Genomic DNA, 13,109 nt, shown 5'->3' on the forward strand with positions numbered 1-13,109 from the left:
TGAGAAAGGAGCATATTTGTGGCAAATCCTTTTCTTTCGATGAATTCGATACGTAAGTCATTTGGAAATGTGACAGCACTAGAGAATGCAAATTTTCACCTAGAAAAAGGGGAAGTACATGCATTGTTAGGCGTAAATGGTGCAGGAAAAAGTACGCTTATGAAAATTTTATCGGGAGTGTATGAGCAAGATGAAGGGGAAGTCTTATTAGATGGTAAGGGTGTTCATCTACGTTCCCCAAAAGCAGCAAAAGAACATGGAATTTACTGTGTTTATCAGGAAGTAGATACAGCATTAGTTCCCGAATTATCGGTTGCTGAAAATATAATGCTTGATACTATTGCGACTCATAATAACTTGTTTATCTCCACTCCGAAACTAAACAAAGAGGCGAGGAGTGCACTGCAACAATTGCAAGCGGAGAATATCTCCGTACAACAACCTGCCTTTAAGCTTACATTAGCAGAAAAACAATTAGTATTAATTGCAAGGGCACTTGTTAGTTCAGCCAAAATAATTATTTTCGATGAACCAACAGCTCCTTTATCACTTCATGAATCAACTAAACTGTTTTCCGTTATTCAACATCTGAAAGCACAAGGAGTAAGTTGTGTATTTATTTCACATCGACTTCCCGAAGTGTTTGAGATTAGTGACAAAATTACCGTCATGCGCGACGGGACGCTGGTGGACGTTTTTCAAACGGCAGATGCAACTGCCGAGGATATAATTGAAGCAATGCTTGGTACTTCATTTCATCAAGAACAACATACTAGAAATTACCCTTTAGGTGAAACGTTACTGGATGTAAAAGAACTGTCTGACGGTCACAAGTTAAACAATCTTTCATTTACTGTTTCAGAAGGAGAGGTTGTTGGTATTGTTGGTCTTGTAGGAGCGGGAAAAACGGAGTTAGCGAAAACATTATTTGGCTTAGAGCCACTAACAAATGGAAGTGTGAAACTTTCAGGCAAGGAATTAAGAGTGACACATCCGAAAGATGCTATTAGTGCAGGGATGGCACTTATTCCAGAAGAACGTCGAAAAGAAGGGCTATTCGTACACGAATCATTGCAAACGAATGCTTCTTTTCCAAACTTACGAAAGTTTTCCAATCTATTATTTATGAATAAAAGCGCTGAAAAAAGTTTTGCGAAGGATATTATTAAACGATTACAGATTAAAACAGACAACACGGATACACCAATTGTTCATTTAAGTGGAGGAAACCAACAAAAAGTAGTAATCGGTAAATGGATTTCGCGTGATTCCATTTTATATTTGTTTGATGAACCGACAAAAGGCGTTGATATTGGGGCAAAAGCAGATATTTTTGCGCTTATTCGTAAACTAGCGGAGAGTGGAAAAGGCTGTCTTTATTTTTCAAGCGAAATTCAAGAAGCAATCGGTATTTCCGATCGCATTATAGTTATGTATAACGGTCAAATCGTGAAGCAGTTTTCACGGGAAGATGCGACCCAGGAGAGGATTTTGTTGTATGCAAGCGGTGGGAAAGAAGAATAAAGTGAAGGAAAGTGGCATTCAATTTCTATTTAAGTACGGGGCTATTGCTTTATTAATCATCATTATTTTGTATTTTAGTTCCATTAGTCAAGCATTTTTAACTTATGCTAACTTCACAGATATTTTGCGTTCGATATCTATTGTTACGTTACTCGCATTAGGGGTTACCTTTACATTAGTGGTAGGCGGATTCGATCTGTCGGTTGGATCCACGATGTCGTTGTCTACAGTCGTAACAGCTTCTTTAATGGTATGGTATGAAATGCCACTTTGGCTCGTTATCATTTTACCGATTTTAATAGGAGTTTTAGTAGGGGTACTTAATAGCTTTCTAATTGTAGTATTAGGAATTCCAGATTTACTTGCAACATTGAGTATGATGTATATCGTTGCAGGATTTCATCGCACATACACGGAAGGTTATTCTATTTATAATAATATGCCACTTACTGCTGGAGGTACTGCTCCTGGTCAGTTGTCGGAGGCATTTCTTTGGATTGGTCAAGGAAGAATGCTTGGCTTGCCAGTTCCCGTATGGATCATGTTAGGAATGGTATTAATCGCTTATGTAGTACTCCACCATACTCGTTGGGGACGAGTTTTATATATGACAGGTGGAAATGCGGAAGCTTCGACTTTGTCTGGGGTGAATACCCGTAAAGTGAAATTTGCAGCATATGTGATTTCTGGTGTGTTTGCTTCCATGGCAGGCATATTGTTTACTGCACGTGTCGGTTCGGGTCAAATTGATGCTGGTGCACCCATGTTAATGGAAGCAGTAGCGGCTGTTTTTGTCGGTTACTCCGTTCTTGGGGCAGGGAAACCAAATGCGATCGGAACGTTTTTTGGAGCAGCAGTTATCGGTATTTTACTAAACGGCTTAACCATTTTGAACTTGCCCTATTACGCATTCGATATTATTAAAGGTGCCGTGTTAGTTTCAGCACTTGCTGTGACGTATGTTTACGCGAAAAAAAGATTTAGCCAAACAGGATAAATTTTGTGTCCCGAAGTACTTGTTTTCTTCTTATACGAGTATATAATTCTAGCATATCCTTTTTAACTTTATTCAGTGGGGGTATAAAAACCCCTACTGAATAAAGTTAAAGCCTCCGGCGGATGCCACAGATTTTTAGAGGAATTTCTCGAGCAAGCTCGAGAAAAATCTGGGCGCACTGTTTTCTGCGACGAGCTTGCGCAGGAGCAAATACGCCGAGGCGTATTTGATCTTGGAATGGGTGGAATTTATGAAAACGTATAATGAAAAGATTAGTATTTATCATGGAATGGCTTCGACTATAGCGCTTAATTTTTCAAATAACTTTTTTCCAATCTTCGCGATTACAATATTAGGGGCTACTAACTATCAGGTTGGATTAATTAGTTCATTGCCCCCACTCATCGCGTTGTTAATGACAATACCGGCAGCAGTGTTATTAAACCGAGCAAACGCTCAAAAGAAATTAGTGGCAATGTCTGTGTTATTAGCTAGGTTAATGTTTTTGTTAATCGTACTTGTTGTTTATTTACCTTCTTCTTCTCTTCAGGCTTGGGTATTTTTGGCCATTATTGCCTTCATTAGTGTACCGAATACGGTAGCAAATGTTGGCTGGCAAACATTAATTAGTGGAATGATTAAGGAGTCTAGAAGAGGACAGTTTTTCAGTGACCGCAATCGCTTACTGACGATGATCGGTTTAGTGTCAACATTGCTTGTTGGGATTTTAATGAGAGATGCTTCTGAAAGCATAATTGCCTATCAGATTTTGTTTGCAATTGCTTTTGGCTTTGGATTATTGGAAGTATTTTTCTTATTGAAACATGAAGAGGACGTCGTACCAATAGATAGTGGTCAAATAAAGAAGAAGTCCATGGATTGGAGTATTTTTCAAGATGCCAATTATGTTTGGTTTTTAGTAGCAGCGCTGTTTTTTAACTTTGCTTGGCAGTCAGCATGGGGTTTGTTTAATATTTACAATGTTCGGGTAGCTGGAGCAACAATCTTTTGGATTAGTATGTTTTCAGTTGGTAGTATGCTTATGCAATTTTTAACATTTCCCCTTTGGAAAAAGTGGGCAGATAAGTATTCCAATTTACGCATTTTTATATGGGCGGCAGTTGGTATGGCAACAACTCCTTTTTTAGTAGTGCTCTCTACAAACTTGTATTATTTAACACTTATCCAAACGACTTCAGGATTCTTTCTATCTGGTACAGTATTGATTTTATTTAATCTATTGTTAGAGAAGTCTCCCGAACAGTCTCGCACGTATTGTATAACGACGTACAACGTCTTGCTGGCCTTTGTTGCATTCATTGCACCACAAATTGGTATTTGGTTATTGGATCAATTAGGTATGAACATGGCAATGTATATTAGCTCAGCACTCCGGTTGTTAAGCGCTGGAGGATTTTTATACGTGTATATTCGACGATAGAAAAAAGGTGTTCCCAAAACATTTTGGGAACACCTTTTTTACAGATTATCTAGGCAATATATCTTTGTATTTCCTTCTCAATTCATTCAATTCTTCAAGCTTTGCAATAGAGTGTTCTTTTTTTTGCATTCCTACTGCAATTATTAAATTCTCAATAAGAAAAGTTGGAGCAACCATTGAATGAAACTCCCATAGTTCTCCTCTACTTGCGTATAAAACGATATCGGCGTTTGTATTAAAATCCGAAATGAGCCTATCTGTTATTACAATTGATTTGCATCCAATCGTTTTGGAATGATCTAATATTACTTTTGTCTCTGGGTGTAATTGAACAAAACCGAATATTAATATCGTATCATTGTTCGTCATGTGAACGAGTGTTTCAAAAATTTCATGTCCGCTTTTAGGCATCAAGTGGATAGATAGACCGAACCGTGAGAGTCTAAATTGAATTAGATTGGCGAGACCTTCGGATGGACCAGGACTATATATATAAATATTGTTGGAATTACTTAAAAGGTCGATAGCTTGTTGAAAAGTCTCCGAAGAAAAGTAGAGAAGCGTTTCTTGTAAATGCTGCAAGCTTTGTGCTAGCAGCTTATTTTGCATTTCGTTTGACTCGACTTGTTTTAAAATATTTTCTAGTTTATTTGCGGGAGAAATTTCGGTCTGTTCTTTTAAATGGTTTTTGAAATCCTTGAAATTTTCATATCCGACTGTTTTCCAAAAACGTGATACGGTAGCATTACTTAAACTCAGTTGCTCCGCGATTTCTGATTCCGTTGTATAAAGCAATGCATGAATATTCTTTTGAACATAATCTGCAATTGTTTTTTGATGGGGGGTTAATTCTTCTAAGTTCCAATCTAATTGATACATCTCGTTCACTCCTGACGCTAGCGGTTTTCTCTGTTGAAGTAAGTGTATCATATTTCTTTTCTTTATGAAAAATATTTTTCATCCAAATATTATTGAAAATTTATTTACATACGTTTTATATTGTCTTAACATTCCGTTAACAACTGCTTGATACGATTCTGTTATAAAAGGAGGAGTTAACAATGACGAAAAAGAGTGCTTATCAATTAACGCAATCGCAAAAAATGATGGTCTTTATTCTATCTATGTCGCTTTACGGTCTTTCGAACATGTTTACAGAACTAATTCCATCAGTGCAGCTCGGTGTTATTGAATTATCAGTGGAATATTTTGCATTCATCCCACTAACATTATGTATTTTGTTCCATCCACTATATGCAGCAGTTGGAGCAGCATTAGGTGAAATTATCTTTGGTGAACTAATGCTCGGCCAGTTTGGTGGAATAGGAGAGATAGAAAAATTCATTACATTTTCTTTAGGAATGTACATTGCAGGAATTTTAGTTAGAAATCCATTAAATCGATTGCAAGTTGGTATTGCTGTCATGTCAGGGTTAATCGTCCACCATCTGCTTGGAACAATAGTAGATATGGGGAAAGTTTGGGTTGGAATAGAAGAGTTAGAAGCAGTAGAAGGATTAGCGCAAAGTGTACTAATTGTAGAAGGTGTTGCATTCTTTAATGACTTACTGTTTTCGGGAATCTTATTTGCCCTACTACCAACATTGTATTTAGTTCCTCGACTTTACGGGAAAATTGAACCTTTACTTGGTATGAAACCTAGGGATAATAAAGTTCAATACTCATTGAATGAACTCATTACTCCAAGATTAGTTGTAATTGGTGTTGTATTAGCTGCTATTGCAATTGTGACGGAATTTATGGCCGAATCTGATATTAATATTGGCGTTTGGGAACCAGATTTCTTAGAAACATTCGGTGATGCATTCATATGGATTGTTATTGGAGTGGCAGCAATCATTGCTATTTTCACAATAGGAATCATGTTAAATAAATCCAAAAATAAGAAAAACGTAAGAGATGTTAGTAATGTCGGTTAAACCAATCATTGAGCTGAAAGAAGTTACGTTTACCTATCCAGGTTCAGAAATGCCTGTATTAAATAATGTAAACTTAACCATAAATCCTGGCGAGTTTACAGCTATTATTGGTGGAAATGGATCAGGAAAATCGACTTTATGTAAAACGTTTAATGGACTAATTCCGCAGTTTTACGTTGGTGATTTTGAAGGAGAAGTAATCGTGAATGGTTTAACTGCGGCAGATCATTCCGTATCCGAGCTTTCCCAAAATGTTGGTTATGTATACCAAGACTTTGAAAATCAACTATTACGACCAACTGTCATAGATGATGTTTGTTTTGTACCATTAAACTACGGTTTGCAAGATTACAAAGAGCGAGGAGAATGGGCCCTTGAAGTAACAGGGCTCTCTTCACTTCGCAATGAGTTCATCTGGCAGTTAAGCGGCGGACAAAAGCATCTCCTCGCATTAGCAGGGGCACTTGCTATGAAGCCTAAGATCCTTATTGTGGATGAACCTATTGCCCAGCTCGATCCGAATCACGCTAAAAGAATATATGACATATTAAGAGAATTAAATTTTAAATACAATATGACGATTATAGTCATTGAACACCATACCGAATTTATAGCAAATTATTGCACTCAAGTTGTGTTAATGGATCAAGGTAGCTTACGTTGGAAAAAGCCGGTACAAGAAGCGTTGTCGCAAGTAGATGAATTGATGGCACGGCAAATCTACCCACCACAAGTTACACAAGTGGCTCATTCTTTGAAAGTGGACGGATCAACGAATATTTTTCCGATAAAACTCGACGAAGCAGTCACTCATTTTTCTGTATCTAATCGAAGTATTGCGCATGTAGCAACTTTAAGTGAACCATTAGTAGAGATATGTTTAGATAACCAAAGTGAAACCCTTATTGAATTTAGGGATGTGCACCATTCTTACAGAACGCTTAAAAGAACAGCTAAACAAGTATTATACAATATTAATATTTCGTTTCAAGCAGGTGACCTCGTTGCGTTAGTTGGAAATAACGGTGCAGGGAAGTCATCACTTATTAAACTAATTACTGGAATTATGAAACCAAATAAGGGCGAAGTATTCGTTAAAAATAGAACTACGAGAAAAATGACACCAGAAAAACTTAGTGAAGTCGTAGCCTATGTATATCAAAATCCAGAGGAAATGTTCATCAATGACTCGGTGCGAAAAGATATTGAGTATTTTTTAAAAGTAAGGAAGGTTCCAAACTATGATGAAGTAGTTAGCCAATTAATAGAGGATTTTTCGCTTACTGAAATCCAAGACCGAGATGGCCGACTTCTAAGTGGTGGACAACAACGTAGAGCATCCTTAGCAATTGGGGCAGCGATGAATCCTGAAATTATACTACTAGATGAGCCAACAGCTAATTTAGATATTGCAACCAAAAAACAAATGATTTTCATGCTTTCTCAGTTAAGAAAACATGTCAAAACAGTCATTATTGCTACACATGATATGCAGCTTGTTTCAGAGTGGTCTAACCGCGTAATTGTCATGAATCAAGGGGAAATTATTCGGGATGCTGATCGAAGAGGCGTATTTCAAGATGAAGCACTATTAATGCAGGCCGGGCTTGAAAGTCCTCAAATTTTACAACTAAGTCGAGAGTTAAATATGCATCCATTATGTTATACCGTAGAAGAATTTACGGAGTATTGGTTAGGGAGTAAGGAGCGAGTGAATCTTGGATTATGCAAGGAGTATGCGTGAGAAATTATCCGTTGAATATGTGAAGGAAGAGCTATTAAAAACGGCATATGGAAATGGTGATACCTTTTTAGCAAGACTAGATCCACGTACACTTATTGGATGGTACTTGTTTTTTGGTGTTGTACCTTGGTTCCTTCACAATAGAACGATTTTAACAGGTCTTCTGCTGTTTACCATATGTACAACAATCATAGCTCGAACAAGTCCGCTCATATTAATTATTTTATGTACAGGTTTGTTAAGTGAAATTGGTTTTTTGTTTATTATTTCATTATTTTTTGGTGGAGGATTTGAGTCTGTTACACCGATGTTTTGGCTAACGGTGAAACTAGCCATTATTTCGTTAGCGAGTATTTCTGTATTTTCCAGCATCGATCCTGAAAAGTTTAGTGATGGTTTACTTAGCTTAGGTATGCCAGCACAAGTTTCTTTTAGTATTGCGTTCGGTTATCGTATTTTACCAACGCTAATGGAAGAATTTCACCAGATTTTCTTATCATATCGACTACGCGGAAAAGCACCCCATTCCAAAGGGTTTTTATATTGGAGATCTATCTATTATTTTATGAAAATACTTATTATGTCTTTTTATCCGCTCATATTAAATGGTGCAAAAAGGTCTAGGACAACAGTAGAAGCACTAGAAACAAAAGGGTTTAGTTACTCAGCTTCAAACCCAAAGGTGAAAAAATTAAAACTTGCATATATGTCTTTTACAAATAGAGATTATTTCTTTACAGTGGGCTCCATTGTCTATGTATTATTCGTATTTTGGATAGGAACCATTTATCAGTTTTAACTTCGTTCAGTAGAAGTCTCCCACTCCTATAAGTGGTGAGATGAATGCAAATTCGCCGAGGTGAATTTGATCAACAAGGAGAGAGCCTAAAATGAAAATAGATTTTCATACACACGGAAAGTTATCAAAGAAAGTGGAATTTTCACTTGAGTATTTTATCGATATGGTAAATGCAGCGAAAGAAAATGGTTTAGATGGTTTTGCACTTACGGAACATTTTAATACACACCGATTTTCAGATGTATACGATACGCTAGATAATGAGTTTCCGTATGTCGAGCAGTATTATGAAGTAAATGGTGTAAAGGTCTTCCCGGGAATGGAAGTGGATATTAGGGAAAAAGGACATATTTTAATGATTGGTAGTAGAGAAGATATACGTGGACTTCGTGCTAAATTGAATACTTATACGGAAAAGGATCACTTTATCCCTTTTGCGGAACTATTAGAAGAAGCATCGAAATTTAATTTATTGAAAATCGGTGCACATCCTTTCCGTGAGACTACGCCGCTCCACCAAATTGATGATAATTTATTAAAACAATTAAATGCATTTGATTTAAATGGAAAGGATTTACACGAACAGGGTGTAGACGGTAATTCTGATAAAGTATATCCGTTTGCAAAGGAACTAGGTCTACCTGTAGTTGGTGGTAGTGACACACATCAAAGTTTGCAATATGGAAGTGTCGTGAATATTTTAGAGTCGGAATGTAGCAATGTAAATGAAATAAAAGAATTACTCACTACAGGACGTTATAAAATCGAAATTTCATCAGACATTCATACGAAAGTGGAAGCGGCACAGAAGATGAAAGCAGCATTAAAAGAAAAGATGGAAAAAATAGCTCAGTAAATGAAAAAACACATGATAACAGACCAGTAATGGCTGAAGTCATGTGTTTTGTTTTAACTATTTTGTTCCTAACCCGTGCATAATAAATTGAACAGTACGCTCTGTTTCGAGTTCATCGTCCCATTCGCTGTCTGGAAAGAAAATATATCGGGAAATTAAAAAGCCGAATATGCTCGAAATAGCAAGCCTAGCTGCGCTAAATGTCGGCATTTCGATTAGTTGCCCTTTATCTTGATATCCTTTAATGACCTGCAAAATATGATCGAAAGTTTTTCGAGCCACTTGTTCTATAAACTGTTCTCTTAACTCTGGTTGGAATGGTATTTCCTGTATTACAATTTTAATAACGGGAAGCATCTTTTTAATAATGTCGCTTCGATTTTTAATCGCCGCTCTTAAAAAATCTTCTACGTTTTCATAGGGACGATCAAGTACTTTATGAAAATCATTTACAATGAATGGGCCGATTAGCTTTGTCATAAGGGGAGCGACGATCGAAACAAGCAGCTCTTTTTTCGTTTTATAATGTCTAAAAATAGTTCCTTCTGCTACCCCCGCTTTTTTCGCGATCTCATTAGTAGAAGTTCCAGCATACCCTTTTTCGGAAAATGATTCTATAGCAGCAATAATAATCTTTTTTTGCTTTTCGGTTAACTTTTCTTCTTCAAATAATTGTTGTAACATTACTTCATCTTCGGACATTAGGTACTCCTTTCAAATTTTTCGATATTTCTTTAAAGCGAGTATATTTAACACAATGAATACAATGGCAAATCCTAATAATACAAAGAGTTCGTTTTTAATATCACTTAAACCAAAACCTTTATACATCACGTCTACTAGCGCATTTCCACCATAGTACATTGGCATGCACTTCGCAACAATTTGCATCCATTCGGGCATTCCTTCAAACGGTAGGATCCCTGCAAAAAAGACTTGGGGAACAATCGCAATCGGTATAAACTGCATCATTTGAAATTCGGAATTCGCAAAAGCCGACAGTAAAATACCAAGCAATAATGCAACAAGCGCTAGTGATAAATTAATCAAGATCACATTCCAAAGGGAACCAACAAGCATAATATCCAATACTTTCGTAGCGTAAAAAACAACGATTATTGTTTGAATGATTGCAAATAAACCGTATCCGATTAAATAGCCAAATACAATATCTCTTCTTTGAATGGGTGTTGCCATCAATCGGTCAAGCGTTCCAGTAGTTCGTTCCCTCAATAACCCAATTCCTGAAATGAGAAAGACAAAGAAGAATACAAAGAAACCGACTAGAATAGGGCTTAATTGATCAAAAAAAGTAGTGTCGCTACTCCCATAAATATAAGAAGTATTTATTTCTGGCGTTTTTCCTTGATTTATATTTATTGGTGCATTTGGCAGTTGGTGCCTGATATCTTCAACGAATTTGGATAAATTAGTTGCTTGTTCTTTTGCATTTACGGTAGAAATAGCTTGCATCACTTTCGTTTGTAACAATTTTGCTTTAGAAGGATCGTCATTTGTAATGGTTAAGTTCATTTGGTCTCCTTCTATTTGAAGTACAGCGTCTAAACTTTCATCCTTAATAAGTTGACCTGGATTTTTTAGTTGTTCGAATTGGATAATTTCTATTTCTTTTTCTTTTAGTTCATCCAGCAGAACTTCTTCTACACCATTTACGCCTAATCTTGGGTTAGTTGTTTCAGAGGAAAGTAAGAAATGCAACAACGTTAAAATGACTAAAGGCGCGACCATCATTAACGCAAGTGTTCGTTTATCTCGTATCATTTGGATACAAACCCGTTTAACTAAAGCGATTGTTCTCACTTTTTTCACCTCCTGCTTTCAAAAATACTTCTTCTAAACTGTTAATGTCATAACGGTTTTTCAAATCTACGGGAGAACCGCTCGATATTATTTCTCCATCTCTAACCATCGCAAGCTGATCACATTTTTCCGCTTCGTCCATTACATGTGTCGTTATTACAATTGTTTTCCCTTCGTTTTTGAACCGATTTATTTCCTCCCAAATAGACTTTCTAAGCTCTGGGTCAATTCCTACAGTAGGTTCATCTAGTATTAATATTTGTGGATCGTGTATTAATGCAATGGCTAGTGATAATCTTCGCTTCATGCCGCCGGAATAGTTCTGAACCTTTTTAGTAAGATGAGGAGTTAGGTCCACTAAATCGGCAGCATACGCAATTCGCTTTTTTTGTACCTCTTTGTTCAATTTATAAAGAGACGCAAAAAAAGCAAGATTTTCTTTACCAGTCAAATCGTTGTAAAGAGCATCCGCTTGTGCCATATAACCGATACTTTGTAATAAACTCAAATTGGGCACTTGCGTATTTAGCACTTGCACTTGGCCAGTGGAAGGTTGGTCCATTCCTACAATCATTTTCACTAATGTTGTTTTGCCTGAACCAGAAGGACCGATTAATCCAAATATTTGCCCGGCCTCTACGCTAAAGTTAATGTCATTTAACACTTTCTTTTTGCCAAAGCTTTTACTTACTTGTTCTAATACAATAGTCGAAGTCATGTATAAAACCTCCTATTTATAAAGTGAGTGATTACTCACTTTTAGTATATGCTTAATTTATAATAGGTCAATAGCGGTTTGGAAAAATAAAAGATACAATGAAAAGAGCGCATAAAACTTCAAAAAAAAAGTAGATGATTAAGAGGGAGGTGCTTCTATGAAAACATTAATTTCATTGCTAGTTATACTGATTTCGGTCTTATTTTATTTTAACCTGCAAATAAAAGAACCCTTTCATGAAAAGTTCCACGGGAAACATTATTCGACATTTCATATCGATTATCGGGAAGATACGATAGAAATCGGTATGATTGGAGATATTTTGTTGCATCATCCACTGTATAATTATAAAAGCTTTCTATCCTCATTTGATCCTATTAGGGAAGAGCTAGAATCATTAGATATACTACTAGCTAATCAAGAATCTATCCCAGCCGGTGTTGAGTTTGGACTATCAGGGTATCCTGATTTTGCTAGTCCCACGCATATTATTGATGACTTAAAGACGGTTGGTGTTGATATGATATCGATGGCTAATAATCACACGCTCGACCAAAATGAACAGGGAGTATTAGCAGCTATTAATCATATGAAAACAGTTGACATGCCTTATATTGGTGCATACGAATCATTCGATGATTTACAAACAGATCGTATCTTGCAGGTAGATAATATTGACTTTGGATTTCTTAGTTATACATACGGTACGAATGATCATGGAACCCCAGCTGGTAAAGACTATTTAGTAAACCGTATCAATGTAGAGCGAATTGTAAAAGATGTTCGTTTGCTCAAGCAAAAAGTTGATTTTGTCGTGGTAAGTATGCATTGGGGAACGGAATATGAGCTGGAATCCAATGAAGAACAAAAAAGTCTTGCAAATACGATTGCAGATGCGGGAGCGGATATTATTTTCGGGCATCACCCGCATGTCATTCAACCATATGAGATGATTACGACAAGTAGTGGTCACCGAGCACATGTTTTTTATTCGCTAGGAAACTTTTTTTCCGCGCAAACCAAGGAGAATACGAATATTGGCGGGATTGCCAAATTAGAAATATTAAAGAAAACTATTAATGGTAAACAAGTGTTAAGCATAGAGAATCCAGGTTTTGTATCTACCGCTGTTGTAAGAGGAGAGCCATTTAAAGTAAATCTGTTAGATAATGTTGAAAATGAAATCGGGAAATCGGACAAATGGGTACAGCAGCATGTATTTGGTGAGTGATTTAAGAATATTGTGTCTTGAGGAAGCTATCGCTTGGA

Annotated in this window: 12 protein-coding genes; 8 read left to right on the forward strand and 4 right to left on the reverse strand. The window is 36.6% G+C overall.

The genetic code is table 11. The features are described 5' to 3' along the window. Nucleotides 1–18 precede the first annotated feature (18 nt). The 3 genes from ACIQYS_RS06905 to ACIQYS_RS06915 all read left to right on the forward strand — a co-directional run bounded on the left by ACIQYS_RS06905 (nucleotide 19) and on the right by ACIQYS_RS06915 (nucleotide 3,962). Complete coding sequence (locus ACIQYS_RS06905; protein WP_402976641.1) at nucleotides 19–1,524, forward strand: sugar ABC transporter ATP-binding protein; 1,506 nt, start codon at nucleotides 19–21, stop codon at nucleotides 1,522–1,524. Further along, nucleotides 1,499–2,521 carry an ABC transporter permease gene (locus ACIQYS_RS06910; RefSeq protein WP_402976644.1) on the forward strand — a complete coding sequence of 341 codons (1,023 nt, stop codon included), beginning with the start codon at nucleotides 1,499–1,501 and terminating at the stop codon, nucleotides 2,519–2,521. The genes ACIQYS_RS06905 and ACIQYS_RS06910 overlap by 26 nt, the downstream gene beginning before the upstream one ends. A 250-nt stretch (nucleotides 2,522–2,771) precedes the next feature. After that, nucleotides 2,772–3,962, forward strand: a complete 1,191-nt coding sequence (locus tag ACIQYS_RS06915; RefSeq protein ID WP_402976647.1) for an MFS transporter — start codon at nucleotides 2,772–2,774, stop codon at nucleotides 3,960–3,962. Between the two features lie 45 nt (nucleotides 3,963–4,007). On the opposite strand, the gene ACIQYS_RS06920 is transcribed toward ACIQYS_RS06915, so the two are convergent. Next, complete coding sequence (locus tag ACIQYS_RS06920; RefSeq protein WP_402976649.1) at nucleotides 4,008–4,841, reverse strand: MurR/RpiR family transcriptional regulator; 834 nt, start codon at nucleotides 4,839–4,841, stop codon at nucleotides 4,008–4,010. A 182-nt stretch (nucleotides 4,842–5,023) separates the two neighbouring features. Here ACIQYS_RS06920 and ACIQYS_RS06925 point away from each other — a divergent pair, with 182 nt between their 5' ends. From ACIQYS_RS06925 to ACIQYS_RS06940, 4 genes are all read left to right on the forward strand, one after another. Then, complete coding sequence (locus tag ACIQYS_RS06925; protein ID WP_402976652.1) at nucleotides 5,024–5,902, forward strand: DUF8171 family membrane protein; 879 nt, start codon at nucleotides 5,024–5,026, stop codon at nucleotides 5,900–5,902. Continuing rightward, entirely contained in the window at nucleotides 5,892–7,646 is a 1,755-nt protein-coding gene (locus tag ACIQYS_RS06930; RefSeq protein WP_402976655.1) for an ABC transporter ATP-binding protein, read from the forward strand. Before ACIQYS_RS06925 ends, ACIQYS_RS06930 begins: the two co-directional genes overlap by 11 nt. Then, nucleotides 7,621–8,445 carry an energy-coupling factor transporter transmembrane component T family protein gene (locus tag ACIQYS_RS06935; RefSeq protein ID WP_402976658.1) on the forward strand — a complete coding sequence of 275 codons (825 nt, stop codon included), beginning with the start codon at nucleotides 7,621–7,623 and terminating at the stop codon, nucleotides 8,443–8,445. Before ACIQYS_RS06930 ends, ACIQYS_RS06935 begins: the two co-directional genes overlap by 26 nt. Before the next feature lie 91 nt (nucleotides 8,446–8,536). Then, a complete protein-coding gene (locus tag ACIQYS_RS06940; protein ID WP_402976661.1) occupies nucleotides 8,537–9,301 on the forward strand; it encodes a PHP domain-containing protein in 765 nt (254 codons plus the stop codon). A 57-nt stretch (nucleotides 9,302–9,358) separates the two neighbouring features. Here the strand turns inward: ACIQYS_RS06940 and ACIQYS_RS06945 are convergent, their stop codons facing one another. Genes ACIQYS_RS06945 through ACIQYS_RS06955 form a run of 3 tightly spaced genes read right to left on the reverse strand, consistent with a single transcriptional unit; the run spans nucleotide 9,359 to nucleotide 11,840 of the window. After that, complete coding sequence (locus ACIQYS_RS06945) at nucleotides 9,359–10,003, reverse strand: TetR/AcrR family transcriptional regulator (protein ID WP_402976664.1); 645 nt, start codon at nucleotides 10,001–10,003, stop codon at nucleotides 9,359–9,361. A 12-nt stretch (nucleotides 10,004–10,015) separates the two neighbouring features. Next, nucleotides 10,016–11,122, reverse strand: coding sequence for an ABC transporter permease (locus tag ACIQYS_RS06950; protein WP_402976667.1), 1,107 nt, complete (start codon nucleotides 11,120–11,122; stop codon nucleotides 10,016–10,018). Beyond that, nucleotides 11,100–11,840: an ABC transporter ATP-binding protein gene (locus tag ACIQYS_RS06955; RefSeq protein ID WP_402976670.1), complete on the reverse strand. Its 741-nt coding sequence runs from the start codon at nucleotides 11,838–11,840 to the stop codon at nucleotides 11,100–11,102. The genes ACIQYS_RS06950 and ACIQYS_RS06955 overlap by 23 nt, the downstream gene beginning before the upstream one ends. Nucleotides 11,841–11,997: 157 nt before the next feature. Between ACIQYS_RS06955 and ACIQYS_RS06960 the strand changes: the two genes are divergently transcribed. Continuing rightward, nucleotides 11,998–13,071, forward strand: a complete 1,074-nt coding sequence (locus tag ACIQYS_RS06960; RefSeq protein WP_402976673.1) for a CapA family protein — start codon at nucleotides 11,998–12,000, stop codon at nucleotides 13,069–13,071. Nucleotides 13,072–13,109 lie beyond the last annotated feature (38 nt).

Source organism: Psychrobacillus sp. NPDC096426, from assembly GCF_044762745.1.
Classification (GTDB): Bacteria; Bacillota; Bacilli; order Bacillales_A; family Planococcaceae; genus Psychrobacillus.

Bases quoted from the DNA above. Each gene is read 5' to 3' on its own strand.
- ACIQYS_RS06925 (WP_402976652.1), top strand. From the start codon at position 5,024: ATGACGAAAAAGAGTGCTTATCAATTAACGCAATCGCAAAAAATGATG.
- ACIQYS_RS06945 (WP_402976664.1), bottom strand. From the start codon at position 10,003: ATGTCCGAAGATGAAGTAATGTTACAACAATTATTTGAAGAAGAAAAG.
- ACIQYS_RS06960 (WP_402976673.1), top strand. From the start codon at position 11,998: ATGAAAACATTAATTTCATTGCTAGTTATACTGATTTCGGTCTTATTT.
- ACIQYS_RS06920 (WP_402976649.1), bottom strand. From the start codon at position 4,841: ATGTATCAATTAGATTGGAACTTAGAAGAATTAACCCCCCATCAAAAA.
- ACIQYS_RS06930 (WP_402976655.1), top strand. From the start codon at position 5,892: ATGTCGGTTAAACCAATCATTGAGCTGAAAGAAGTTACGTTTACCTAT.
- ACIQYS_RS06955 (WP_402976670.1), bottom strand. From the start codon at position 11,840: ATGACTTCGACTATTGTATTAGAACAAGTAAGTAAAAGCTTTGGCAAA.
- ACIQYS_RS06915 (WP_402976647.1), top strand. From the start codon at position 2,772: ATGAAAACGTATAATGAAAAGATTAGTATTTATCATGGAATGGCTTCG.
- ACIQYS_RS06910 (WP_402976644.1), top strand. From the start codon at position 1,499: ATGCAAGCGGTGGGAAAGAAGAATAAAGTGAAGGAAAGTGGCATTCAA.
- ACIQYS_RS06940 (WP_402976661.1), top strand. From the start codon at position 8,537: ATGAAAATAGATTTTCATACACACGGAAAGTTATCAAAGAAAGTGGAA.